Below are 22,984 nucleotides of genomic sequence, written 5' to 3'. Positions count from 1 at the left end.
GACCTGCCGGTCTGCCACCCGGGGTCGGCCTGTCGCGGCTCGCGGTATCAGCGGAGCGAGCAACTCCCACTCCTGATCAGTGAGTTCATGGCGACGTATCACCCCACCATGATCCACCACCCGATGATCTTTGAAGACGGACCCTAGCCCACCTCGCCCGCCTCGCCGGCGACTTCCCCACCGCCCACGACACCGCCCGCACCCTCGGATGGGCCGGCCGCCAGCACCGCGTCGAAGGCGACATCTACTGGCCCCACGGCGACATGCACCGCGCGGCCACCGCCTACGCCGCCGCCCGCGACCAGGCCGACCAGCACGATGTCGCCGGAGAACGCGCCACCAGCCAGACCCACCGCGCCCTCGTCCTCGCCTTCACCGACCCCGACACCGCGGACGACGAGATCCACCTCGCCGAGCAGCTCCTCACCGGCCTCGACCTCCGCGCCACCACCCTCACCCTTCGGATCGCCGCGCTCGCCCGCGACGCCGGCACCCTGCCCGGCCTCGACGCCGCCCGCATCCTGCGCGCCGAGAGCCGCGACGCCGGTATCACCGCGGCCGAAGCCGTCCTCGACGTGGTCCTCGCGTTCCACCACGCCGTCCTCGGCGACCACGACAAAGTCCGCACAGCCGTCGGCCGGCTACGGGGCCTCGCGCGGAACGGCGACTACGCCTACTACGCCGACGTCGCCCACTTCATGGCCGCACAGCCCCTCCCCCAGCCCTCCACCGCCCGCTGGCTCGAACCCGAGGACACCATCCGCAGGCGGTGGGAGACGCTCGTCGCCGAGCGCCGGCACCATCTCGGCATCCGCCTGCTGTGAACCATGCGCTCGCCGCTTGTGGTGGATCCGCCACAAGCGGCGAGCGCTGAGGAGTGAGGCGCGGTGAATGTGGGCTCAGTCACCCTGCTGCCCAGGACGTATACGGCTGTGCCCTGGAACACTTGAGTGTGTCCAGGGCCACAGCCACACAGGAGGATCAGCGGGCGTCGGGGTTCCGGCCGACGAGCTGGGTCAGCAGCTCCACGATCTGCGGCTGATTCCGGTCGATTTTCTCGGCCAGGCCCCGGACCTCATCGGTGAGGCTGCTCACCTTCGCGTCCAGGTTCCCCACCTTCTGATCAAGGTTGCCGACCTGCAGCCGCACCGCGGTCAGATCGCTCTTGACGATCCCGAACTCCCGGTCCGTCCGCTCCGCCACATCCTCGAAGCGCCGGGTGAGCGCAGCGATCTCACCCTGTGCGATGCGGTCCTCGGGCACGCGGATCTCCTGCCAGATCATCAAGGGGTGGGCGGTTGTCAGGGTCCTCCACCCTATCGGAGGTCAATGGTGGGCCGGAGCCGGGTCCGAGCTGGCCGACTCACGCGGCGAGGGGGTGATGAACGATGCCTCGTGTACGGCGAATACTGCGTCGCAGCTATCCCGGACGGCGGCGTCGTGGGTGGCGAGCACCACGGCACATCCGCTCCGGCTCAGTTCGCGGAGGATGCCTATAACGGCGGCGCTGTTGGTTTCGTCGAGGGCGCCGGTGGGCTCGTCGGCCAGGACCAGTGTCGGTTTCTGGACTATCAGCCGGGCCAGAGCAACGCGTTGCTGTTCGCCACCGCTTAGACGGTGGATCTGTTCCTTGCTCCGGCCTGCCAGGCCCACGCGTTCCAAGGCCTCGGCGATGTCTGGGCCGCCGCTGTACGAATTGGTCCGTCGCGGCCTGATGGCCACTTCCAGGTTTTCTTCGACAGTTGCATTTTCGATCAGGGCGTAGTGTTGGAACAGGTAGCCGAGACTGTCACGGCGAAAGCGTCGGATCTGGCCTCTGCCGAATCGCGTGATGTCCTTTCCCCGGTATCGGATTGCTCCAGTGGTCGGCTTGTCGAGCAGTCCGATACAGTTGAGGAGCGTTGATTTCCCCGATCCGCTGGGGCCGACGAGCGCGAACATCTCACCCGACTTCACGGTGAAGTTGATATCACTCCACAAGACCCGGGACTCGAACGCCTTTGACAGATTCTGGACCTCGACCAGATCCGCCTCTGACTTAATTTCGTTTTCCAGGCTCATGCAGCGCTCGCTCCTTCCTTGATTATTCGGCGATGAAAGAATGCGAGAGCGAACAGTACGGCTCCGAATTCGACCGCAACTAGAGTTGTAATTACGCCGACGTCCAGCGCGGTGATATGTACAGGCTGGAAGGGGGCGGGTGCACCAGCAGCCGCAATTCGCTTCAGTTCTTGCCCCTGCTGCCAAGATTTGAAGGGGACCCGTGTCGCGAATATGCCCGCAATGGCCAGTTCGACAGCGAGGATGAATCGATGTGTGGCGATGTACCTCCAGCCGTTGACGTGTCGCGCAAAAATCCTCTGCGCATTTTTGCGAGCGTAGATGATGCAAACACCGACCCCGGTAATTAGGAGGATGATGGCGGTAATGATGAGGTTGAAAACCTGCAGCCGAAGTTCGGCGGTCGCCTTCCTGAGGTCAAGGGCAGTTTTCTGCCCGACAGGACTCACTCCGCTGATGTAGCTTTGCAGGTTGTTGTGTGTGATGTCGCGCAGTACGGTATTCGGGTCGGGAAAGATTGTTCCCGACTGGGTGGCGAAGGTGGTGTACGCGTCATCTGTGAGGAACCGCGAACCATTGGGGACGGCAATAATCACCGGATCGAGCAACAGGGATCTGTCCTCGTCGGGTCCATGTGCCGAGTTGTACACATAGGTGCCGGTGTTGTACCCAAAAATGCGCTGCCCTGATCTGCTCCTCATTACCTCAAGGGGAACATTCCGAACCCCGCGGGCGTCGATTACTTCGGACGCCGCCTTCGTGATCACTTGTGCATGAGAAGCAAGAGAATCGGGGATGATGACTCGCACCGGACGTGATTCCGGTTCCCCCCCTCGCTTGGCCTGAGAAGTGTAGCGAAGTCCCGTCGGGCTCTTTACAGGCTGCTCGGCGAGGAACGTGTCGTTGACGATAAGAAACTCGCCTGCCGGTAGATGAGCACCAGGTGTGGAGACTTGGAGGTCCTTACGGCCGGCGAGGATGACCTCGCCACGCTTGTCGGCCTGGCGCAGCCAAGGCCCCACGTGCTGGTCCAGTTGTTCCGTATGCATGGCGAATGCGCCACTGAGACGGATCGAGACAGCGTCGCCCACCGTGTCATAAACTTTTTGGTTTTCCAGTCGCATCAGCACACCCCGGCCGGCGACAGTGACGTTTGTGGCGATACTGAGCGCGAGCAGGAGCACGGGGACACGTACGACATAGACGCTGAGAGAGGCAGCCCTCGCCGGCAGCTCACCCTTGAGGGCCGACAGCACGTCGACCCTATACGTCAGCGCGAGCATGGCCGCGTGGGCTGCAAGCACTGCAAGGACCAGAAGGGCAGCGGCCAGCGCAGCCACTACGGCGAACAGACAGAACCAGGCGAAGCCGTTGTAGAGACCGAGCCAGGCCACCGTCACTATCGCTACGATGCCGGCCGCTGTGAACCAGAAGGCGGCCAACTGCCGCAGATCACGGAGGAGGATGCCGATGAAAGACATCCCCTGCATCCGAAGAATCCCATACGCGTTGGCGTTGAGTAGCACACTTGCACCGGTCATTGTCATCGCTGCGAGGGCGACCACGCACAGGGCTCGGAACAGAGGATCGTCCGAGTACCGGTCGCTCAGTTCCGAGTATGACAAGGGATGCGTCACGCTCGTGACGAGACCAAGATGACCGAGCTTGGTCACCAGCATATCGACGGCCTTGGGCGAGCCGAACACATAATAGGAGCCCCGGGGGTCCATTGGCCCGATTTCAGAAATCGGGTGGACGCTTGTAGCGTAGTCCCTGCTGAATTCCGGGTATCCGTTATCCAGCCACCCTGCCGTCAGAGATGTAGCACTGCCTGGAGCCAGATAGAGGTGCCGGAGGCCGTCGGGGTTCTTCAGGTCAGGTATCTCGCGGGCCACCCCGACTTTTTGTTCAGTTGAGAAATCCTTGATGGCCCGGATGACTTGAGTGCCGTTGTTCGACCCGTCAGAGTCGATGACTTCGACCAGGGCGGCGTTCCCCAGCACTACGGTCTCGTCCAGGCCGCGTACGAACAGAAATGACAGTGTTGCGGCGAAGGCCAGAACCGCGGCGTGGACGAATTTTATGCCTCGGTGCAGCATCTGGTACCGATCCAGTTCAGTCCATAGAAAATAGCTGTGGGGGCAGGAACACCCACCCCCACAGCTGAGCGGTTCAGCAGCTCGGGTTGTAGTAGTACGAGATGGCGCCGCCATTCTTCGTACCAGAGGCGAGGGACCACTGGCCCTTAACCGTGCAGCCGCTCTTGAAGAGCACGCTGCCGATCTTCACCGACGACGCGTGTGAGTTTTTCGGGTGCGTGTAGTTCGACCACGCCGTGTTGGCGCCATCGTCGTAGCTCCACCTGCCTCCGTCCACGTCGACGGTCGTGGCGAGCGCCGGGGTTGCCGCAGCGAAAATAAGAGCTGCGGATGCGATGACAGCCTTGACAACGCTCTTTCTCTGCATGGTGAATCACCTCTCACTCTCAGGTTCCATGGGTTGCTGTGGACACTTCAACATTGATCACACGATGATCGCGACGCAACCATCTTCTTGCTTCCCTCGGAGTAGTTGGCTGGAAAGATGTGGATCATGAGGTGAAACTGGCGCGAATTGAGCGGGAGATAGATTCGGACAGTGTCCTGATTCTGTGTCATGCCGTAACTCATAACCTGCCGGCCTGCTGGTTCGGTGTCGAGTCGCTCCACCATCTCCCGGGTCATCGGCGAGGTACGCCCCCTACTCGCGCGAGACAGTCCTGCGCGACTTCTGGAGTTCCCGGGCAACAACCGGCAGTCCCATTGGAGAGCCAGCCCCGGCCCCGCGGTTCCGCGGACCTGGTGTGACGGGGTGATCCGGTGGGCCGATGCCCGCGGCCTGCGGCCCATCCGCGAGCCCGAGCTGAAAGCCGGCATGCTCGCCCTGATCGGCGCGGACGTGATCCGCATGCATCCGGCGTGGCTCATGGTCCGCCGCCCCGGCAGTTTGTGCTCTCGTTGTCCGCCGGCCGCAGCCCGAACGGCGGTCCGGCCCGGTGGGGACAGCACGCCGTCCGCTGTCCCTTCCCACCGGTCAACAGCAAGAGGCGCCAGAAGCGACAGAAGTCCTGATCACACCAGCGCACCCGCGAGCGGCTCCCGTACCTCCCGGCCCTCGTCTACGCCGCCGACCAGCACCTCAAAGATGCCCGGGCCGCCTCGGCGCCGTCGAAGCCGCGCGGCCGGATCCGAGTTCACCGTGCTTGAAGAGGCCTACCACAAGGCCCGCACCTCGAACTGGGTCGCCGACCCGCACCGCCTTCCTCCAGCCCGAGGGCTGGCGGACCGACCTCAAAGCCGCGGAGAACTGAACCTTCTGGGCCTGGGCCACGATCGAAGTGCTGCGGCACACCGGCATCCGAATCGAGGAGATGCTGGAGCACAGCCGCCACAGCATCCTGCAATACTGGCTGCCCACGCCCGGCGAGGTCGTCCCGCTGCTGCCCATCGCCCCGTCGAAGACCGGCAAGGAACGCGTCCTGCTGGTCACCCCTGAGTTCGCCGACGTCCTGAGCGCGATCGTCTGCCGGATCCGCAGCGCGGGCGGGATCGCCCCTTTGGCGGTCAGCTACGACGCGGCCGAGAGGGTCTGGGACCGATCAAGACAGACCTAACGAAGTCCTATTAGGGTGCTACGATTGACGGCCGGTAGGTAACTCCTGGCAGTCAGCCCTCATGGACAACTGCTTTAGGATCCCTCCTTCATGTCGACTGACCGCAAGTTAGACACGGCGCTCCAAGCCCCCCCGCACGACGTACCAACTGGGGGGCCGCCCTCATTTCGCGCGGTTGTCGTGTGGCTGGTGCCGATGCTGTGGACCTTCGTCTTCGGCCTGTGGGGGTTGTCGCGGCAGGACAGTGTGTGGCGGGATGAGGCCGCGACCTGGCAGGTGGCTCAGCGCTCGACGGCGGAGATCTGGCACATGCTGGCAAACGTCGACGTGGTCCATGGCCTCTACTACCTGCTGATGCACGTGCTGTTCACGTGTTTCGGCCCCGGCACCACGACCTTACGGCTGCCCTCGGTGCTGGCCACAGCGGTCTCGGCTGCTTGTGTGGCCGTCATCGGCCGCCGACTGGCCGGGAGTTGGGCGGGCCTGGCCGGCGGCATGGCGTTCGGGTTGCTGCCGGCTGTGCAGTTCTATCTCCAGGAGGGCCGGTCGTACGCGCTGGTGGCGGCCGGTGCGGCAATCTCCACCCTGCTCCTCATCACCATCCTCGAGCACCCCGCCCGGACTCGCCACTGGGCTGCCTACAGCACCGCTGTCCTCCTCACCGGCCTGCTGAACTGGCTCTCGCTCATGATCCTCGCGGCGCATCTGGCCACCTTGCTCTGGGCCCGGGCCCAGCGCGTGGTCCTGGCCCGCTGGGCGGCGGCCGCTGGGTGCGCCACCGTCGGAGTGCTTCCGCTGGTGGTGTTCAGCCGGAGCCAGTCCGCGCAGATGGCCTGGATCCCGCCGCTGTCCTGGCACATGCTGATCGGCCCGGCGGTCCTGCTGGCGATCGGCGGCTCCTGCGCGCTGCTGGACCGGCCGCGGGCAGGCCGGCCATCGGCGGCGGCCGTAGGGCTGCCCCTGCTCGCGGTGCCGCAACTCGGCCTGATCGCCTTGTCCTTGATCCAGCCGGTCTTCCTGGACCGCTACATCCTCTACAGCATGCTGGGGCTGGCGCTCCTGATCGGTACGGCCGTCGGCGCGGCGGTACAGGCGGCCGAGCCCCGCTTCCCGACAGCGTCGAGGTGGATTCTCCCCATGACGCTCGCCGTTGCCATGTCGGCCCTGCTGCCGCAATCACTGGCCAAGCGGTCCCCGGCGAGCAGAGTGGACGACGTCCTGGCGGTTGCCTCGGACATACGACGCCTCAAGCAGCCCGGGAATGCGGTGATCTTCGTGCCCTCAGCCCGCAGAGACACCAAGTCCGTCATCCCCAACGCCTTCGCCGGCCTGCGGGACGTAGCCCTGGCGGAGTCCCCGGAGAAGTCCGCAACCCTCAAAGGTGTCGAGACGGCACCGGATCTCATACGCACCGCGCTGCTTAACGAGCGGCGAGTCCTCCTGGTGACGGATGCATCCCCCGTGGCCCGCCCGGTGACAGCCGCCCGGGACAGGGTAAAGATCACTGTCCTGCGAAGGTACTTCACTGCGGTGACCGACAAGCAGACCCGAGGCCGCAGGGTCATAGTGTATGAACGGCGCTCTACGGTCCACTGACGACCTGTGAACGAAGGCTGGTCGGGTTTACACCGTGTCCAATGTGGTGAGACGGACGAGTCGTTTGTAACGGACTCGACGACCGGACGCGGCGCGTGCACCACGACCTGCGCGATGGGCGCATCACGGATGTCACCGTCGACGGCAGCATGGACTTCAGTGGCGCGACGTTCTCCTGCGGCACGGAAGCCGGGTCCACCCGGGACGGTCGCGCCGCCCGGCGGTGCACGGCGAGCGCACGGCGGTAGCCGTCCGAGGCGGTCTCCCGGGTGCGCACCGGCCCGGCGGGCGCGGCCCGCGGGCTCCGGGTCGGCGTCGGCCGACTCGCGTGTCGGCACCGTGCCGGGCGCGAGGATCTTCAGGGCGCGCACGACGGTGCGGCCGACCGACTCGTTGGCGGCCGCGATGACGCGGGCTGCTCTCGGCGCGTCTTCGTCGCCCAGGCTGGCGACTCCGGGCACACGGTGAGTCACCCGGTGTCGATGTCGTAGCCGACTTCGGCAACGTGCCGGGCCAGCTCCGAGCGTTGGCTGTCCACCGCTCGCGCAGCGAGGCGCCGGCCGCCGGGAGCTCCCAGGCCCGCTCGGTGACCAACGCGCCGATCACAGCCCCAGGCCCATCGGCTCGCGCCCGTCCCGGCACACCGTACGGACGGGCCGCGGCTTCAACTTCGCCTTCTGCCCGCCGCCGTTCAGCGCGGCCCGCAGCACGACCCGGGCCAGGTTCCACGCCGGACATCTCGCCGCCGCTCATACCTGCCCCCACGGGATGTAGCCGAGGTTCAGGTGCCCGAGGCCGACCACCCGCTGCACCTGGTCCACCAGCCGCCCGGTGAACAGGCGCCAGGCCGACGTCTCGCCGTACCGGTCGATGTGGTCGAACACCAGCTGCGTGTCCTTCATCGCGCGCACCCACCAGTCGAGGACCTGGTCGCGGGTCAGGTCCTCGAGCACGAGGTCCTGCTCCTGGTCGACGTCGTCGACGGCCGCGGCCGGCGCGGCGACCGAACGCGGCGCCGGCACCACGACCGGCGCCACCGGTGCGGGCCGGACGGTGGACCCCTGTGCGGCCGCGGCTTCGGCGCGGGCCTTGACCGCCGCCGACCGGGCGCGGACCTGCTCCCACTCGGCCTCGCGGGCCCGCGCCCTGGCCGTCACATCCTGGTGGAGCTGCTTGGCGGTGGCCGCCCGCCGTTCCGCTTCCGAGGCCCCGGGCATCGCGACCTCCACGGCAGCCGCGACCTTCCGGCGCTGCGCACGGCGGTCTTCCCTCCGCTCCTCACAGCGGGGACAGTCCCGGCCGGAGTCGAGCAGCACCCGGTCGTCGCACCGGGCGTCGCCGCACTCCTGGCGCTGCGGAGGCCCCGAGCCAGCAGCCAGCCCACCGGATCGGTGATCGGGCCGCTCGTACGCAGCTGCTCGGCCAGGCGCCGGGCGAGGCGGTCGGCAAGGACCTGCGGCGCGTCCGCACGGCCCGCGTAGCCCTCCACCGTCTTCAGCTCACTGCGGACAGCGGCCTCCACAATCCGGCGGGCAGCCGGACGCTCCAGCCACGCCCACACTAGGTCGACCGGGGCCACGACGGCCCGCAGATCCTCCGGCGGCAGAGGCACCCTCCCCCGCTGCTGCCTGCCCTGACTCTCACTGTCCACGACCCGAACCGAGGCGCCGGCCACCGGCCCGCGGCCGCACTTCTCGCTGATCGACGGGGACTTCTCTCGCTGTTCCCCGCGAAGCGGGCCGGTCTCGCGCACACGCGCGGTCCGGCCGATCAGGGTTCCCACCACGGCCTTCCCCGGAAAAGCCACCAGAGAGCTCAACCCGACCGACGGGAGCCGACGGACCCTGCCCAAGCGCCTCAGGCGAGGTCCGGTTCCTGGAACAGCACTACCTGGCCCGGGGCGTACGGGCGCACGCCCACCGCGGCGAGGTCGACGGCGTTCTCGACCAGGTCGTCGAACGAGCCGTCTGCCGCTCCACCGCCGAGGTGATGGGCGGGTCCACCCTGGACGGCGGAGCCACCTGCCGTCGGTGCGCCTTGCTCGCGCGGCGACAGCCGGTCAGCGAGATACGGCACCGGCGAGGAGAGGTCGGCCTTTCCGGGGGCGGGCGGCAGGACATACAGGATGCGGACCCTTACGTCGGGCACCTGCGTGTTGGCCGGCGCAGGCACGCCGAGCGCGGTACGCACCCTCGTCTCCAACTCCCCGGGGCGCTCGGCCGGGCTGGTGCCGAAGACCAGGCCGACGAGGCGGGCCGGCTCCGGTGCGGCCTCGGCGGCCACCAGGCGCGGTGCGAGCGCGATCGCCTGCTCCCACCACTCCTCCGCGTCCCCGGCGACGTCTGCGGATCCGGCGGGCACCGGGGACGAGGCGGCCGCCGGCGGGCGAGCGGCGAGGTGGGCGGCCAGCAGGCGGTCATGCAGCCGGGCATCGAGGCCGGCCAGTCGGCGGAAGGCGCGGGTGCGCACCCCCAGGCCGGCGCCGGCGTCCGCGTCGGCCGCGGCCAGGTCGAGCAGGGTGCGCGCCAGCCTCGACCCGCCGTACGCGGCCGGGTCACCGGCGTGCACCAGGGCGAGGTCGCCGCCGAAGACCAGCGGCCGGGAAGCGACCGGCAGCAGGGTGACGTCGCGGGCGAGCAGGCGGGCCAACACCGCCCGGATCATCGCGACGTCCCGGTGCGCGGAGCCGGCGCGGCCGGCCGGGTAGGCCGTCACCGCGAGTTCACGCAACAGCACCGCCACCTCGGAGCCGGGCAGCCGGGCCGCGGCCTCCTCGGTGATCTGCTCTTCCAGCTTCTCCTCGTGGGCCAGCGCGGCCGCCATCGCCGCTTCGGCGGCGGCCCGATCCCTGGCCGCCGCCCGCTGGTTGGCGGCGGTCTCGGCGGCGGCCACGCGCTCGGCGACGGCCCGCAGCGACAGGTGGCCGGCGTGCTCGTCCTCGACCGCGCCGGCCAGCAGACCCTCCACCACAAGGATCCAGTCGCGTGTCCGTCCCGCGGGCGGAACGCTCCGGGCCCAGCGGGCCGCCAGGCGCAGCGTCGCCACCACCGCCGGTCCGGTGCCGGCGCGCAGCCCGGCGGTGTCGCCCAGGACGGCGCGCACCAAGGCGGCTGCGACGCCGTCGCCGTGGCGCAGCGCGAGACCCAGCAGCGCGTCCAGGGCCGGGCGGCCGACCGCGGCCACCTGCTGCGCCCGGCTGACCGCCGGGTCTTGGACGGCTGGTGACGTGCTCGAGGGACGGGGCGGCCGGCCATCGCCCGCCGGCCGCGGGATCTGGCATCAGCAGGTGCGGGGCGTGCTCGGCCAGGACGCCCAGCCACACCGGCGCCGGGCCGGAGCGGAAGAAGTACGCCTCGGCGCGCGGGTCCGCCCAGCGGGCGAACTCGGCGGCCTCGTCCGCGCCCGGCTGCGTCAGGGCGGCCAGCTCAAGAACGCGGGCCCCGCGCTCCGGCAGCGGCACCAGCAGCTCCCGGGCCGCGTGCAGGAGTTCGGTGTACGAGCCGTCCTCGTCGTGTTCCGTGACGTCCGCCGCGACCTCGCCCACGAGGTGGGCCAGTTCCGCCAGCACCTCGGCGACGTCCTTCAGTCCGGGGCGCAGCTCCCCGCGTTCCAGGTGGTAGGCGGCGCGCGGGAGTTCGCCGTACGCGGGCAGGTCGTCGCGGGTGGCGACGGCGGCCTGCTCCTCGGCCTCGGCGGGGAAGGGCACGTATACCTGGGTGAGCATCAGCCCGGGCTGCCTGCTCTCTGCCTCGGTGGCGAGCCCGGAGACCATGGCCACCAGACGGGGGTGGATGGTGTGCACCTGGTCCGGCTCGCCGGGCAGGGCCCGGTGGTGATCGTTCAGGGACAGCGGCATCTCGCCGGGGAGCTGCTCCAGCAGCGCCCGCAGCTCGCCGACGGTGTCGACCATCGGCGCCGCGGCGACCACCGCCCGCAGTTGCTCCGCGCGGGCATCGCGGGCCTCGCCGGCGGCCCGGCCCAGGCCGAACGCGACCGGCGGCGGCGACTCCGAGCCGGAGGACGTGCGGCAGCGCCGGTTCTTGGAGGGGGCCCTGAAGACCGCGCGCAAGACCGCGAATACCCTCGCCAAGATGACCCAGACCCACGCTCGCGGCCGGGACGTCTTCGGCAGCCCTGACGGCGTGGCGCTGATGCGCAACCACCTGAATAAGGTGGACGAGATCCTCGTGGCCTACGGCCCCTCGTGGACGGCGGTGTTGGACCCGAATGACGATCTGGACGGGGACGACGCGTGAGCCTTGCTGTCCCGCGCCAGCTCCGCCGACAGCTCACCCCCGTCACCCAGGCTCTGGCGCCCCTGCTCGACGCCGGCGTACTGACCTGCGACGGTCACCTGTTGGCCGACCTGACCTGCCGCGCCACGGTGCAGGCGGCTCGACGCGCCATCACGGCGCGGAACGCCGTGTACGTGGCCTGGGACGTCCGGGGCTGCTGCCGCTACGTCGGCAGCGTGTGCCGCCGACCTCTTCCGGTGCGCCCGGCCCGCTTCCACCTTCGGCCGGGCGCACCCGTGTCTTGGCTGTTCTCCGCTTGTGAATTCCGTGTTCGTGGAGGAGTACGTGAGTAGCCCGTCCCCGCGCCGTCAGGCCGCCGCCCCGCCCGCGCCGGTTCTTCCCGGCGCCCTGTGCGGCGCGGTCGCCCAGGAGCAGCCGTGGTGGTGTTCGTGGCCGGGCAGGCCGGGAGCGGCAAGACGCTGGTGATGGACCTGGTCCAGGCGGCTCTTCAGCGGCGTGGTGGGGCGGTGCGCGTGGACCGCGACGCCTACAAGGCCGTCCATCCGCGCTATGGCGCGTTCCTGGCGGAGGACGTGCGGACGGCCGGGGTGCGGGTACGGGAGGAGACCTACCGGTGGCAGGCCGAGGTGGAGGCCCGCGCCCGGGCGTGCCGGTATGACGTGGTGGTGGAGGAGGCGCTGGCGGATCCGGCGGCGTGGCGGGCGTCGGCGGCCGCCTACCGGCGGGTGGGGTACCGGGTGGAGTTCGTGGCGCTGGCCATGCCGGAAGCGGTCAGCCAGCTCGGGGTGCTGGACCGCTACCTGCGGCTCGCCGAGGAGGGGCGGGCCCGGTACGTGGCGTGGGACAACCATGACGCGTGCGCGGCGGCGCTGCCCGAGGTCCTCGTCGGCATCGAGGCGGGGCGCCTGGTGGACCGGGTGGTCGTCGTGCGGCGCGTGGCCGAGGTGCTCTACGCCAACGACCTCACCCCTGACGGGCGGTGGAGCCGGCCGGCGGGCGCGCGGGAGGCGCTGCTGGCCGAGCGGTCGCGGCCGTGGGGTGCGGCGGAGACGGGTGTCTTCCGGGGTCGGCTCGCCGAGGCGGATCGGCGCACGCACGATCCGCGGCTGCCCGGGGACTGGGCGCTGGCGGTACGGCGCGACGCCGAGCGGGCGGCGGCCCTGGCGGAGCCGGTGCGGCGCACCGCGCAGGCCCGGCGGGAGCCGCCGGGGGTGGACTACCACCGGCTGTCCGCCGAGGAGCACCGCTGGATTTTTGACGAGCTGATCGTGCCGGACCTGCTGGCGCGCAGCACGCCGCAGGAGCGGCCGATCGTCGTGTACGTCATGGGGCAGCCCGGCGCGGGCAAGACCCGGTTGACGCCGATGATCCGGCGCACCCTGCGGGGGCGGCCGGTGCGGATCAGCGGTGACGACTTCAAGGCCGCCCACCCCGATTACCTCACGTTGCTGGCGGAGGAGCCGCGTGCGGCCGGTGAGCGCATCCGTGCGGACTACCGGGCCTGGCAGGCGCTGGCCGAGCAGTACGTACGCCGGCGGCGCAGCGATGTGGTCGTCGAGATCGCCCCCGCGAGTGCCGCGGCGTTCACCGCGGGGGCGATTCTGTACTGGCAGGCGGGCTACCGGGTCGAGCTCGTTGTCCTGGCCGGGCGGGCGGCGGACTCCTTGCAGGGAACCGCCGAGCGCTACGCCCGTCTCAGCGGCCATGGTGCTCCCGCGCGGTTCACCACCGCCGGCGGGCACGACGCCCACTTCGCCGCGCTGCCCGACGCGGTCGCCGCCGCCGAGGACACGCCGGTGGCCGACGCCGTCACCGTGCTGCGGCGGGACGCCACCGTCGTCTACCGCAACGAGCGCCGCTCGGACGGCTTGTGGGCGCGGCTGGCCGGCGCCGTGACCGCGCTACTCCTGGAGCATGCGCGCCCGTACACCGAGGCGGAGGCCGCGCGGTTCTGGGCGGTGCAGCGCCGGCTGCGGGCGGCGATGCCGCACTACCGGGATGCGCTGGCCGGTATCGCCCGGCGCGCGCGGCCGCTGATGCCGCCTCACCTGCGGCCGTACCGCCTGACCGGGCCTGCGGCCGTGGCCGCCCTGCCCGCCCGCCCTTACGAGCCGGGGGCTTGCAGTTCCTTCAGCCGGGCCGCGTAGAGCGCGGCCAGGCGTGCCGTCTCCTGCGTGTCGGCGTCCTCGAGGCGGTCGCGGTCCCGCACGCACTCCAGCCGCTGCGCGATCAGTTCGCTGAGGGTCTGCGGGGTGGCGCCGGCCCGCTGGGCGGCGAGGATGTGCTGGCTGTACCAGGCGATCACCTGCCCCACCAGCTCGACGGCGATCTCGTGGCCGGCGGTGCAGTCCAGCCCGTCGTCCGGGGGCTGGCCGCCGGCCCGGTCGGGGGCCGGGTGCGGGTCGGGGGTTGCGGGGTCGTGCATGAAAGCCACCAAACAGCGAGCCGGACAAGGGACCGCTCATTCTCGGCACCAAGCGGGCACCCCGGCAAGACGACCCAGGCCGCTGACCAGCACAAAAGCGCGGCGAGATCCGGCCGGACCCGTCCGGTCGCAGGCCTTGGCGCACCGGTGGTCTGCCTTCCCGGGCGGGGGCGGGCATAGGCTTGGCCGACTGATGATCTTTTGCTCGGGGGAGGCCACGTGACGGACCTGCGTGCGTTGTTCAGTTCAACGACCCCGTTGACTCGAGCGAGGCGTTCACCAACCGCCAGGGTCAGTGGGAGCTCGTCGCCACCGCGCTCGCCGAACACCTGCGGCACGTCACCGCTCCCGGCTTCGACCCGGCGGACCTCGAGGCGCCCCGCACCCATCTGATCGTCTCCCACGGGGTGGGCGGCGTCGGCAAGTCCACGCTGCTGCGCAAACTCGAAGCCGCGCTCGGCGGGAGCAGGCCGGCGCAGCGGGGGGAGCCGGTCTGGAGCGGGCGCAGGATCCTGCCCGTCCGGATCGACCTGGCCCGGTCCGCCGGCACGACCTTCGAAGACGTCGTCCTGACCATCCGGGCCGCGCTCGCTGCCGCCGTCGCCCGGCCGCTGCCCGCCAGGCCCAGCACCCGGCAGAACCGCTCGGCGCCTACCTCGAACGCGGCGGGCTGGCCAGCCGGTTCGGCAAGGCCCTGCCGCAGCAGACCCAGGCCGTCCTCAGCGACATCGCCCAGACCCTGCTGCTGCCCGGCACCGTCGGCTCGGTCGCCGGCGAAGTCGTCACCACCCTCATCGGCGCGCTGCGCGAGCGCCGCCAAACCGTGCGGGCCCTGGCCGCCTGCACCCGGCTCGCGCCCCTGCTGGAGACCGAGCCCAGCCGGGTGAAGCCGTCAGGCCGGAGGCATTCACCGTCCGCGAACTGCAGGGGGAGCTCGGCGCGGCCGCGCTCACCACACACCTACGGAACACCGTATGAGACCGACGATGCGATCGTAGGCGTCGAGCGCAATCTCCTTCAGACGGGCGAACAGACCCAGGCGTATCCACTGGTCGCGGCGGTTGCGAATGGTCGTGGCCGAGCAGGTGGAATCCCCGATCGCTTCGTAGGAGCACCCGAACCGGAGGACCTGGAGCAGCTTGTCGAAGACAATCCGGTCATCGATCCGGCGCCGGTGGCAGCCCAGCGGATGGGCTGGATCGAACTCCGACCGCCGCGGCAGCAGGGCGGCGAATTTGTCCCACAGTGGTTCACTCAGCCATGATGGCAGCGCAGGCACAGGTCTTCCCGGTGATCACAGAGCGTCGCAACTCCATGATCACGGAACCTGTGCCTGCCTTCATGCTGCACCCATCACTACACGTCGCGGACCGCGAGCAGTTCGACAGCGGCCCCAGACGATTCCAGCATCGGTGCAGCGGCAGAACGCCGGGGGTCCGCCCGGTAGGCAGCGAGATCCTCGCTGTTGGGGAAGGTTATGAGGTGGGCCTCGACCTGATCGTCCAAAGTGCGCAGGCGTCGCTCAAGACGTCCTCCATACTCGGCAAGGAGTGGCAAAACGGCGCTTTCATAAGCGTCGAAAGCACCCAAGCCTCCTTCAGGTAGCCGCGCGAGCATCAAGTATGTGACGGCCATGGCTCCCTCACAGCGGTCTGAAGACAGTGATCTCTGAGCCTAGCTGGACCGCCCGCCCTCAACGCCGCCCTGGCGACCGCCTATCTGCGCGACGACCTCTTAAAGCTAGGAGAGGTGGGCCAATTGGTGCCAGGCAGACATCGCGGGCGGAGAGCGCCTTGCACGGCGCGTCCGGCGCAGGTGGGAGGCCGGGCTGGTCAGCTGAGTACGCCGCCATGCGCTTTCAGCGGCCGGGCTGCGGCGGCGCCTCGGACGCCCGCGCAGGGCGCAGAGCGGCGTGCCTGCGCAGCGGCCTCCTGCTGGGCACGGCGGCGGGCTGCCACCGCCCGCCGCGCCTGGACCGCGACGGCCTCCCGCGCACGACGCGCCTCGGCCCGCGCCGCTTCGCGGAGTGTGTGCTCGCGCTGCTGCTGCTCGTAGACCACGCGCCGCTGGGCTGTACTGCCAGGTGGGACAGTCGGCGCGGGTGTCGAGGCGGATCCCGTCGTCGCAGCGCGGGTCCGCGCAGGCCTGCCGCTGGACCAGGCCGCGCCCGATGAACCAGCCCATGGGATCGCGCACCAGGGCCTGCCCGCTGACTTCCTCAAGGCGGTCGGTCAGCCGGTCGGCCAGCAGCCGCGCGGCGCGCCGCACCCGGCGGGCCGGCCGCGCCGACCCGCGTCTGGTCCTGGTCATCAAGCCGGGCGGCAGCGGTGGCCTGCTGCCCGCGATCCTCGACGCCTATCAGGCTGAGCCGGGTGCGCTGCCGGTCGAGCTGGTGTGCAGCTTCGGCGAGCGCGAGATCCTCCTGCGGGAGGGTCGTGCCGACGCCGCCCTGCTTTACCGCCCCCACCACGACCTCACCGGCCTGGACGCCCAGGACCTCCTGACCGAGACTCAACTTCTCGTGATGCCGAGTTCGCATCGCCTCGCGGGCCGTACCCAGGTCTGCCTGAACGACCTCGCCGGGGAGCCTCTGCCGCGCTGGCCGGGCGCACCTGAGGGTGGCTCACACGGACTCGAGCTCCACAACCTTGGGCAGCTTCTCCACCTCATCGCCTTTACGCCGCATGGTCGCCGTCCTCCCCTCCTCCATCCGCGGCCAGCTCCGCGACGACCTGGTCGCTGTCCCAGTCGATGATGCCGAGCCCACCACGCTCGTCCTCGCCTGGCCCGAGCACGCCACCTCCCCAGCCCTGGCCGCCTTCGTCCGCGCGGCCGCCGCCGTGGCGGGCAAGGCGACGGGCCACGGCGGGTAGAGCGGGGAGACACGCGGGGTGGGAGGCGCCCTCGCCCATGCTCGCAGGCGTGCGAACGCTCCAGGACGCCCTCACGGCCACCGTCGAGATCACACCTGGAGGCAGAATGACGGGCACCGGACGGCGAACCAATTACGCGGTCGACAATCCGAGCCAAGCCACTAGCGGACTCGCAGGGCCCCTGGTGGACGTTCCTCTGATTCCCCACACTCGGCGCCCCTGCGTGGTAGTGGCTCGGCTACTGACAGCTCGCGCCCGCACCCGGCCGCCAGCCACCCCGTGATCATTCCAGCCGGTCGGCCGGGCCGGAACAGTCTCAGGGCTCTGGGATGAAGGCGGGGTCGATGCCCATCTCGGCGATGCCCTCGCGCACGGCACCGTTGAACCACTTGATCTCTGCTACGAGAACGTCCCAAGCAACGGGTGGAGTCCAGAAGTCCGGCGTAAAGACGGAGCCGACCCGCCAGCCCTCATCGGAGTGGACGATGCGGATCATCCCTTCCTCGGCCTGCATCGAAGCAAGCTCGAAGTCCTCATGACCGGCAGCCGGGCTCTGGAGCCAGAGCGCCAGGTGGTACGCCAGCTCAGCCACCGGGAACGCCTCCTCGGACCACACCTCCCGCCCCTGCTCCCAGACGGACAGTTCTGCCTCGATGTCGAGGAGCAGCACCTCCAGGGGCGCCTCCTGCGGAGTGACGCCGCGCCGGGGCAGGTCCGACAGCCCAAAATTCCGGCAGACGAACTGCACCGCCCGGCCTCCATGCGATCTGAGGCCAGCTGAATGCCCAGGCCAACCAAATAGGGACAACCGTACCAGCTGATGGCGGGCGCCCCACCGGGCCCCTGTTTTACGGGACGCCCCTTTAGCTTGACATCCAGATCCACATTCCGCCGAGGGGAGAAGTCCTCCCACTCTCATCGACGCCGACCAGGTGGGCCGCCTCGGGGCCCAGGCTTGAGCCGTCGTCCAGCGGGATGATGAAACGATGCTCCCCAAAGTGGAGGGCCAGAAGCCGTTCCGGATCGTCTTCGTAACCGTCGACGGTCTTGCCGATGTAGCAGCGCATGAAGTCCAGTGACCCAGGTGCGGGGAAGTGCCACGCGTGGCCTCTGTACACGCCCAGGGGGTTGCTCAAGGCCCGCAATACCGGCCCGTCGAAGTGCAGCTCGACGTGGTCACGCACTAACGAGACGGCGCTGACCTCCAGGCCCTTCAGTAGTTGGAGCCCATCGCCCGGGTCGTTCTCGCAGTTCATGGACTCATGCTGCCAGAGACCTCCACCCGTCTGATCATGCGTCCGGCCGCTCGCAGGCCAGCTTGGAAGCGGGATGGCCGACTATCGGGCGACGTCACAGTAGCGCTCCACCGTGCGGCGCAAGACACCCAGCCTCTCCGCCAGGGCCTTGGTCGACCCCTTCGCCCGCGTGAGAAGGAATTTCACCTGAGCCTTCGCTGATTTCGGCGCGGGCCGGGTGAACACCTTCCGCTCGCCCGTGCGAGGGCCTCCAGAACCTTGCCGCGGCGCGGGGCCAGCCGCTGCTCGTGATCGCTCATGCCGCCCAGTACCCCATGGCGAGCCTGTGGACAGAGGCCGGTGCCCGCTAGGCAGTTTCGTTCGGATCACCGGGCGGACCAGAGGAAGATGCCCGCGATGTGGAGTCCGGCCAGGTAGATGGTGGCGGTCTTCTCGTAGCGGGTGGCGATGCCGCGCCACTGCTTCAGCCGGTTGATGCACCGTTCGACGGTGTTGCGCTGCTTGTAGGTCTCGCGGTCGAAGGCCGGTGGCCTGCCGCCTTGGCTGCCCCGGCGGAGTCGGTGCCTGCGCTGGTCTGCGGGGACGGGGATAACTGCTCGGATACCGCGTTTGCGCAAGTGCTCGCGGATCGCGCGGGAGGAGTACGCCTTGTCGGCCAGGACCAGGTCCGGCCTGGTGCGAGGTCGTCCCCGCCGACGGGGAACGCGTAGGCGGGCCATGACCTCGGTGAAAGCTGATGCATCACCGGCCTGTCCGGCGGAGAGAACGAACGCGAGAGGTCGGCAGCGGGCATCGGCGGCCAGGTGGATCTTGGTCGTCAGCCCGCCGCGGGACCGGCCGATTGCGTGGTCGGCCGGTTCGCCGGCCGGGGCCCCTTTTTGCGGGCCCCGGCAGCGTGCTGGTGGGCCCGCACGATCGTGGAGTCGACGGACACGGCCCAGCCGAGGTCCTCATCGGCGTCGGCCTGGGCCATCAGCGCGGTGAACACCCGCTCCCAGGTGCCGTCGACGGCCCACATCCGCAGCCGGTTGTAGACGCCCCGCCAGTTGCCGTACTTCTCCGGCAGGTGGACCCACTGCGTTCCGGTCTGGAACTTGAACGCGATCGCGTCGATCACCTCACGATGATCCCGCCAGCGACCACCCCGCTTCGGCGTGCGGTCCGGGAGTAACGGCTCGATCCGCGCCCACTGCGCATCTGTTAACGGCACACCCGGACCAGCGACCGACTGATCCAAACGAAACTGCCTAGACCCGGCGCCCCCGGACACCGCGGCGCCGGGGGTCTGCGGGCCGCGGCGGTCTACGGCGCCTCGGTCGCCGGGGCCCCGGTCGCCGGGGTCTGCCGCCGCTGGCGCCGGGCCGCCATCACCGCGTAGACGATGATCCCGACGAACAGGAACAGCACGCCCTGGTACACGGCGGCGTAGCCGGCGCCCGCCATCAGCCAGACCGAGAACGCGGCGGCCACCGCGGTGATCACGGAGTCCCGCACCAGCCGTCCCCGGTCGACCGCCCCGGGCCGCCCGGCCACGAGGTGGAAGATCTGCGCGGCGGTGGCCAGCAGATACGGCACGGTCGCGGTGAACGTGGTGACCAGCACCAGGACGTCGAAGACCCTGGCCGAGCCGGAGAAGTAGTTGTACACGGTGAGCAGCGAGGCGAGGACGACCGTCACGCCGACGCCCACCGTGGGCACCCCCCTGCGGCGGCGGGCGAAGGCGCTCGGGAACAGTCCGTCGCGCGCCGCGGCGTACGGCGTCTGGGCGCTGAGCAGGGTCCAGCCGTTGAGGCAGCCGGTCATCGACACCAGCGCGGCGAGTGCCACCGCCGTACCGCCCCAGCTGCCGCCGAACATCGTGTTCACGGCGTCCGAGAACGGCGCGGTGGAGGCCACCAGACGGTCGTGCGCGACCGTGCCGAACACCGACACCGTGCCCAGCAGGTACACCAGCGCCGCGCCCGCGGTGCCGATGACGGTCGCCCGGCCCACGTTGCGGCGGGCGTTCTCGACCTCGCCCGCGCTGACGGCGGCGGACTCCACTCCGAGGTAGGAGAAGAGCAGCAGGGCGGCGGAGGCGGACACCGCGCCGACCGCGCCGTGCCCGCTGGAGTTGAACGGCCCGAGCCGGTCCGGGTCGAAGAAGAACAGGCCGCCGACCGCGACGAGCAGCAGCGGCAGGAACTTCAGCACGGTGGAGACCAGCTGGACGGCGCCCACGTACCGGGTGCCGGCGAAGTTGGCGAGGGCGGGCAGCCACTGCAGGACGAGCGCGGCCAGGCAGGCGGTCCAGCGGTGGTCGTCGACCGGTATCAGCACGTTCAGGTAGCCGACGGCCGCGACGGCGAGCGCCGCGTTCGACACCCAGGTGGTGATCCAGTACGACCAGGCCGCGAGGAAGCCCGCGAAGTCGCCGAACGCCTCGCGGGCGTAGACGTAGGGGCCGCCGGTGCGCGGGTCCCGGGCGGCCAGCCGGCCGAAGACCAGGGCGAGCGCGATGGCGCCGACGGTCAGCACGCCGAAGGCGACCAGGCTGACCGTGCCGTAGGGGGCGATGGAGGCGGGCAGCAGGAAGATGCCGCCGCCGATGATGTTGCCCATGACCAGCGCCGTGGCGACGGGCAGGCCGAACCGGCGGGCATGCCTGCCGGCGTCGCCGTGCGGGTTCTTGGCGGGAACCGTGGGGGACGCCGCAGGGGTCTCCGCGGAGGCCGGAGCCGACCGTGCGACGGTTCCGGTGTCGTGCATGGGTGGTGCGCCTCTCATGGAACGGACGTTCCCGGGATCACCGGGACGGGCTCCATGGTCGGGGATGCGCCGATCTGGCTCAAAATCGCCGTTTTTTGTTCCGCGCGGACCGCGTGATCACGCAAAAAACGTCGCGTCGCGGTCCCGTGGCCGCCGGATGTCCGGCGCCGCAGGAGGTCAGTCCGCCGCCCACAGGCCGCGCACATGCCCCAGATGCCGGGTCGTGATCGTGTGGACGGCCCGCCCGTCGCGCTCCAGCAGGGCGTCCAGCAGCTCCAGGTGCTCCTTGGCGGAGGCGAGCAGCCGGCCCGCCCGGACCAGCGCGGTCAGCCCGTACAGCCGGGAGCGCCCCCGCAGGTCGGCGACGACCTCGACCAGGTGCGCGTTGCCCGCGAGGGCGAGGAGGCCGAGGTGGAAACGGGTGTCGGCCTCGACATAGGCGATCAGGTCGCCCGCCGCGGCGGCGGCGACGATCTCCCGGGCCGCCGGGCGCGGCGCCTCCGGCGAGAGCTGTGTCACATCTTTCTCGCTCCGAGGAGACCCCCGACTCCCGTGCGTGGACACCCCCTTGACGCCGTACCGAGCCGGATCGACACTCCAGGGGAGGGAATCCTAGTGAACAGGTAGGGAATCATGACGCGCCTCGCACCGGGCACCGGCCGTACGGTCCGGACCCCGTGGCACGCGCCCCTGCTCACCTCCCGCCGCCACATCGACCTCCAGCGTGTCTGCAGCGCGATCAGCCGCCACCGCTGAACCGGGCCCCTCGGCCCCGCCGGCCGGCCGACGCCCGCGCCGGAAGCGCCCGTCCGCACGCCCACCACCCGGGGAGACGCATGTCCATCACTCCGCTCGCCGCCGTGCCGCCCGTCCACCGCACCGCCCCCCTCTTCCGGGGCCGGATCGGCCGGGACGCGCGCAGCGGCCACTACGCCGTGCCGCACCGCTACCGGCTCCATCTGTCGACCGCCTGCCCCGACGGACTGCGCCTCGCCGTCGGCCACAGCCTCCTCGGCCTGGACACCCGCTGTCCGGTCACCCCGCTGCCGGCCGTCCCGGACTGTCCCGACGGCGGCCACGCGGCGCTGCGCCCGCTGTACGAGGCGAGCGCCCACCACTACACCGGCCCGGCCCTCGCCCCCGTCCTCAGCGACGACTGGTCCGGACGCATCGTCAGCACCCACGCCCCGGACATCCTGCGCGACCTGGACCGGTTCCGGCCGGACGACCACGCCCGCCTGTACCCGGCGGGCCTGGAGTCCGTGATCGAGGCGGTCGAGCGGATGTGCGCCGAGGGCATCGAGGAGGCCGCCCAGCGCGCCGGCCGGGCGGGCGCCACGCCACCGGAGCGGGCCGCCGCGCTGGACACCCTGCTGGACACCCTGGGCCGGCTGGAGCGCCGGCTGAGCGGGGAGGAGTACCTGGCCGACGGCCGGCTCACCGCCGCCGACATCGAGCTGTGGGTGACCCTGGTGCAACTCGACACCGTCCACCGCTGCCATCTCGACGCCTCCGCCGTGCACCGGGTGGCCGGGCACCACGCGCTGTGGGCTTACGCCCGCCGGCTGGCCGCCCACCCCGCGTTCGGCCGTCATCTCGACCTCGACGGCATCGCCCGCCGCCACCACGGCCGTTGCCAGGGCCTGGAGGCCGCCGGAGCGGCCGTCCAGATCCTGGACTGGGCGGGCCACGCCGGGCACACCTCGGGCGCCCGCCGCAGGTGAGAGCGGTCCGCGGGGGTCCACTGGGCGGACGGGCGTTGACATTCGAACGGGCAACTGCCTTACTTACGGCTCAGAACGGTCATGAGCGTCAGCGCCAAGCCCTGGCTCGCTGACCGGCAACCCTCGCACCGCGGTGGGGTGCCCCAGGTGACGACCGGACCGGACGACGCATTCGGTAAGCGCGAGGCCCCGCGGGGCCACGACAGTGACAGGTGACGCCATGTACGCAGCTTCCAGGACGGCCCCGAGCCGCCCCCAGGGCCGCGTACCGTCGTTCGCCGGTCTCCTGGTCGCCGACCGTGCCGTCGACCTGCTCCGGGTGAACAGCGCACTGTGTACCGCGCCGGGCATCGCCCGCCGCCAGGGCTGACCTCTCCTTCTTCGCCCTCGCGT

Annotated in this window: 23 protein-coding genes, 3 pseudogenes and 1 riboswitch; of the genes and pseudogenes, 11 read left to right on the top strand and 15 right to left on the bottom strand. The window is 70.3% G+C overall.

Annotated elements, in window-relative coordinates; genetic code table 11:
• Nucleotides 1–263 precede the first annotated feature (263 nt).
• Entirely contained in the window at nucleotides 264–824 is a 561-nt protein-coding gene (locus ACZ4W9_RS01515) for a hypothetical protein (RefSeq protein ID WP_467932407.1), read from the top strand.
• A gap of 157 nt (nucleotides 825–981) precedes the next feature.
• On the opposite strand, the gene ACZ4W9_RS01510 is transcribed toward ACZ4W9_RS01515, so the two are convergent.
• The 4 genes from ACZ4W9_RS01510 to ACZ4W9_RS01495 form a co-directional block, all read right to left on the bottom strand.
• Complete coding sequence (locus ACZ4W9_RS01510) at nucleotides 982–1,284, bottom strand: hypothetical protein (RefSeq protein ID WP_467932406.1); 303 nt, start codon at nucleotides 1,282–1,284, stop codon at nucleotides 982–984.
• A 42-nt stretch (nucleotides 1,285–1,326) separates the two neighbouring features.
• Nucleotides 1,327–2,061 carry an ABC transporter ATP-binding protein gene (locus tag ACZ4W9_RS01505; protein WP_467932404.1) on the bottom strand — a complete coding sequence of 245 codons (735 nt, stop codon included), beginning with the start codon at nucleotides 2,059–2,061 and terminating at the stop codon, nucleotides 1,327–1,329.
• Nucleotides 2,058–4,160, bottom strand: coding sequence for a hypothetical protein (locus ACZ4W9_RS01500; protein ID WP_467932403.1), 2,103 nt, complete (start codon nucleotides 4,158–4,160; stop codon nucleotides 2,058–2,060). The genes ACZ4W9_RS01505 and ACZ4W9_RS01500 overlap by 4 nt, the downstream gene beginning before the upstream one ends.
• 73 nt (nucleotides 4,161–4,233) lie before the next feature.
• A complete protein-coding gene (locus ACZ4W9_RS01495; protein WP_467932402.1) occupies nucleotides 4,234–4,527 on the bottom strand; it encodes a lactococcin 972 family bacteriocin in 294 nt (97 codons plus the stop codon).
• Between the two features lie 943 nt (nucleotides 4,528–5,470).
• Between ACZ4W9_RS01495 and ACZ4W9_RS01490 the strand changes: the two genes are divergently transcribed.
• Together ACZ4W9_RS01490 and ACZ4W9_RS01485 are read left to right on the top strand one after the other, a co-directional pair.
• On the top strand, nucleotides 5,471–5,713 hold the full coding sequence (locus tag ACZ4W9_RS01490) for a hypothetical protein (RefSeq protein ID WP_467932400.1): 243 nt from the start codon (nucleotides 5,471–5,473) through the stop codon (nucleotides 5,711–5,713).
• Between the two features lie 195 nt (nucleotides 5,714–5,908).
• A complete protein-coding gene (locus tag ACZ4W9_RS01485) occupies nucleotides 5,909–7,309 on the top strand; it encodes a glycosyltransferase family 39 protein (RefSeq protein WP_467932429.1) in 1,401 nt (466 codons plus the stop codon).
• Between the two features lie 749 nt (nucleotides 7,310–8,058).
• On the opposite strand, the gene ACZ4W9_RS01480 is transcribed toward ACZ4W9_RS01485, so the two are convergent.
• A complete protein-coding gene (locus tag ACZ4W9_RS01480; protein ID WP_467932399.1) occupies nucleotides 8,059–8,526 on the bottom strand; it encodes a hypothetical protein in 468 nt (155 codons plus the stop codon).
• Between the two features lie 640 nt (nucleotides 8,527–9,166).
• Nucleotides 9,167–10,492, bottom strand: coding sequence for a hypothetical protein (locus ACZ4W9_RS01475; protein WP_467932398.1), 1,326 nt, complete (start codon nucleotides 10,490–10,492; stop codon nucleotides 9,167–9,169).
• 112 nt (nucleotides 10,493–10,604) lie between these two features.
• On the opposite strand from ACZ4W9_RS01475, the gene ACZ4W9_RS01470 reads away from it, so the two are divergent.
• The 3 genes from ACZ4W9_RS01470 (at nucleotide 10,605) to ACZ4W9_RS01460 (ending at nucleotide 13,712) form a co-directional block, all read left to right on the top strand.
• Nucleotides 10,605–11,447 (top strand): hypothetical protein, encoded by an 843-nt coding sequence (locus tag ACZ4W9_RS01470; protein WP_467932397.1) that lies wholly within the window; start codon nucleotides 10,605–10,607, stop codon nucleotides 11,445–11,447.
• Entirely contained in the window at nucleotides 11,401–11,565 is a 165-nt protein-coding gene (locus tag ACZ4W9_RS01465; RefSeq protein WP_467932395.1) for a hypothetical protein, read from the top strand. Before ACZ4W9_RS01470 ends, ACZ4W9_RS01465 begins: the two co-directional genes overlap by 47 nt.
• 416 nt (nucleotides 11,566–11,981) lie before the next feature.
• Nucleotides 11,982–13,712, top strand: coding sequence for a zeta toxin family protein (locus ACZ4W9_RS01460; protein WP_467932394.1), 1,731 nt, complete (start codon nucleotides 11,982–11,984; stop codon nucleotides 13,710–13,712).
• On the opposite strand, the gene ACZ4W9_RS01455 is transcribed toward ACZ4W9_RS01460, so the two are convergent.
• From ACZ4W9_RS01455 to ACZ4W9_RS01440, 4 genes and pseudogenes are all read right to left on the bottom strand, one after another.
• Nucleotides 13,670–13,990: a hypothetical protein gene (locus tag ACZ4W9_RS01455; protein WP_467932393.1), complete on the bottom strand. Its 321-nt coding sequence runs from the start codon at nucleotides 13,988–13,990 to the stop codon at nucleotides 13,670–13,672. The genes ACZ4W9_RS01460 and ACZ4W9_RS01455 overlap by 43 nt on opposite strands.
• Nucleotides 13,991–14,282: 292 nt before the next feature.
• Entirely contained in the window at nucleotides 14,283–14,810 is a 528-nt protein-coding gene (locus tag ACZ4W9_RS01450) for a hypothetical protein (protein WP_467932391.1), read from the bottom strand.
• Nucleotides 14,811–14,945: 135 nt separating this feature from the next.
• Nucleotides 14,946–15,269, bottom strand: a pseudogene (locus ACZ4W9_RS01445) (transposase); the annotation flags it as partial.
• A gap of 77 nt (nucleotides 15,270–15,346) precedes the next feature.
• The gene (locus ACZ4W9_RS01440; protein ID WP_467932390.1) at nucleotides 15,347–15,625 is read right to left on the bottom strand and encodes a hypothetical protein; all 279 of its coding nucleotides are present in this window, start codon (nucleotides 15,623–15,625) and stop codon (nucleotides 15,347–15,349) included.
• Between the two features lie 535 nt (nucleotides 15,626–16,160).
• Between ACZ4W9_RS01440 and ACZ4W9_RS01435 the strand changes: the two genes are divergently transcribed.
• Together ACZ4W9_RS01435 and ACZ4W9_RS01430 are read left to right on the top strand one after the other, a co-directional pair.
• Complete coding sequence (locus ACZ4W9_RS01435; RefSeq protein WP_467932389.1) at nucleotides 16,161–16,745, top strand: LysR substrate-binding domain-containing protein; 585 nt, start codon at nucleotides 16,161–16,163, stop codon at nucleotides 16,743–16,745.
• A complete protein-coding gene (locus ACZ4W9_RS01430) occupies nucleotides 16,675–16,863 on the top strand; it encodes a hypothetical protein (RefSeq protein WP_467932431.1) in 189 nt (62 codons plus the stop codon). The genes ACZ4W9_RS01435 and ACZ4W9_RS01430 overlap by 71 nt, the downstream gene beginning before the upstream one ends.
• Nucleotides 16,864–17,179: 316 nt before the next feature.
• Here the strand turns inward: ACZ4W9_RS01430 and ACZ4W9_RS01425 are convergent, their stop codons facing one another.
• The 5 genes and pseudogenes from ACZ4W9_RS01425 to ACZ4W9_RS01405 form a co-directional block, all read right to left on the bottom strand.
• Nucleotides 17,180–17,611 (bottom strand): DUF7878 domain-containing protein, encoded by a 432-nt coding sequence (locus ACZ4W9_RS01425; protein ID WP_467932387.1) that lies wholly within the window; start codon nucleotides 17,609–17,611, stop codon nucleotides 17,180–17,182.
• Between the two features lie 115 nt (nucleotides 17,612–17,726).
• On the bottom strand, nucleotides 17,727–18,119 hold the full coding sequence (locus ACZ4W9_RS01420) for a hypothetical protein (RefSeq protein WP_467932386.1): 393 nt from the start codon (nucleotides 18,117–18,119) through the stop codon (nucleotides 17,727–17,729).
• Nucleotides 18,120–18,484: 365 nt separating this feature from the next.
• A pseudogene (locus ACZ4W9_RS01415) lies at nucleotides 18,485–19,329 on the bottom strand (IS5 family transposase).
• Between the two features lie 92 nt (nucleotides 19,330–19,421).
• On the bottom strand, nucleotides 19,422–20,867 hold the full coding sequence (locus ACZ4W9_RS01410) for an amino acid permease (protein WP_467932385.1): 1,446 nt from the start codon (nucleotides 20,865–20,867) through the stop codon (nucleotides 19,422–19,424).
• 177 nt (nucleotides 20,868–21,044) lie between these two features.
• A pseudogene (locus ACZ4W9_RS01405) lies at nucleotides 21,045–21,377 on the bottom strand (FCD domain-containing protein); the annotation flags it as partial.
• 123 nt (nucleotides 21,378–21,500) lie between these two features.
• Here ACZ4W9_RS01405 and ACZ4W9_RS01400 point away from each other — a divergent pair.
• The 3 genes from ACZ4W9_RS01400 to ACZ4W9_RS01390 all read left to right on the top strand — a co-directional run bounded on the left by ACZ4W9_RS01400 (nucleotide 21,501) and on the right by ACZ4W9_RS01390 (nucleotide 22,961).
• Nucleotides 21,501–21,623, top strand: coding sequence for a putative leader peptide (locus ACZ4W9_RS01400; RefSeq protein WP_467932384.1), 123 nt, complete (start codon nucleotides 21,501–21,503; stop codon nucleotides 21,621–21,623).
• A gap of 80 nt (nucleotides 21,624–21,703) precedes the next feature.
• Nucleotides 21,704–22,591, top strand: coding sequence for a glutathione S-transferase C-terminal domain-containing protein (locus tag ACZ4W9_RS01395; RefSeq protein WP_467932382.1), 888 nt, complete (start codon nucleotides 21,704–21,706; stop codon nucleotides 22,589–22,591).
• 77 nt (nucleotides 22,592–22,668) lie between these two features.
• A riboswitch (SAM riboswitch) is annotated at nucleotides 22,669–22,779 on the top strand.
• 32 nt (nucleotides 22,780–22,811) lie between these two features.
• On the top strand, nucleotides 22,812–22,961 hold the full coding sequence (locus ACZ4W9_RS01390) for a hypothetical protein (RefSeq protein ID WP_318200178.1): 150 nt from the start codon (nucleotides 22,812–22,814) through the stop codon (nucleotides 22,959–22,961).
• Nucleotides 22,962–22,984: the final 23 nt, after the last annotated feature.

The organism is Streptomyces sp. NPDC029296 (genome assembly GCF_055569255.1).
Note: the sequence above shows the minus strand (reverse complement) of the source record. Positions and strands in the feature narration are given on the sequence as shown.

Coding starts and splice junctions, on each gene's coding strand:
- ACZ4W9_RS01515 (WP_467932407.1), top strand. CDS start 264: ATGCACCGCGCGGCCACCGCCTACGCCGCCGCCCGCGACCAGGCCGAC.
- ACZ4W9_RS01510 (WP_467932406.1), bottom strand. CDS start 1,284: ATGATCTGGCAGGAGATCCGCGTGCCCGAGGACCGCATCGCACAGGGT.
- ACZ4W9_RS01505 (WP_467932404.1), bottom strand. CDS start 2,061: ATGAGCCTGGAAAACGAAATTAAGTCAGAGGCGGATCTGGTCGAGGTC.
- ACZ4W9_RS01500 (WP_467932403.1), bottom strand. CDS start 4,160: ATGCTGCACCGAGGCATAAAATTCGTCCACGCCGCGGTTCTGGCCTTC.
- ACZ4W9_RS01495 (WP_467932402.1), bottom strand. CDS start 4,527: ATGCAGAGAAAGAGCGTTGTCAAGGCTGTCATCGCATCCGCAGCTCTT.
- ACZ4W9_RS01490 (WP_467932400.1), top strand. CDS start 5,471: ATGCTGGAGCACAGCCGCCACAGCATCCTGCAATACTGGCTGCCCACG.
- ACZ4W9_RS01485 (WP_467932429.1), top strand. CDS start 5,909: ATGCTGTGGACCTTCGTCTTCGGCCTGTGGGGGTTGTCGCGGCAGGAC.
- ACZ4W9_RS01480 (WP_467932399.1), bottom strand. CDS start 8,526: ATGCCCGGGGCCTCGGAAGCGGAACGGCGGGCGGCCACCGCCAAGCAG.
- ACZ4W9_RS01465 (WP_467932395.1), top strand. CDS start 11,401: ATGACCCAGACCCACGCTCGCGGCCGGGACGTCTTCGGCAGCCCTGAC.
- ACZ4W9_RS01455 (WP_467932393.1), bottom strand. CDS start 13,990: ATGCACGACCCCGCAACCCCCGACCCGCACCCGGCCCCCGACCGGGCC.
- ACZ4W9_RS01440 (WP_467932390.1), bottom strand. CDS start 15,625: ATGGCCGTCACATACTTGATGCTCGCGCGGCTACCTGAAGGAGGCTTG.
- ACZ4W9_RS01435 (WP_467932389.1), top strand. CDS start 16,161: ATGAACCAGCCCATGGGATCGCGCACCAGGGCCTGCCCGCTGACTTCC.
- ACZ4W9_RS01430 (WP_467932431.1), top strand. CDS start 16,675: ATGGTCGCCGTCCTCCCCTCCTCCATCCGCGGCCAGCTCCGCGACGAC.
- ACZ4W9_RS01420 (WP_467932386.1), bottom strand. CDS start 18,119: ATGAACTGCGAGAACGACCCGGGCGATGGGCTCCAACTACTGAAGGGC.
- ACZ4W9_RS01410 (WP_467932385.1), bottom strand. CDS start 20,867: ATGCACGACACCGGAACCGTCGCACGGTCGGCTCCGGCCTCCGCGGAG.
- ACZ4W9_RS01400 (WP_467932384.1), top strand. CDS start 21,501: ATGACGCGCCTCGCACCGGGCACCGGCCGTACGGTCCGGACCCCGTGG.
- ACZ4W9_RS01395 (WP_467932382.1), top strand. CDS start 21,704: ATGTCCATCACTCCGCTCGCCGCCGTGCCGCCCGTCCACCGCACCGCC.
- ACZ4W9_RS01390 (WP_318200178.1), top strand. CDS start 22,812: ATGTACGCAGCTTCCAGGACGGCCCCGAGCCGCCCCCAGGGCCGCGTA.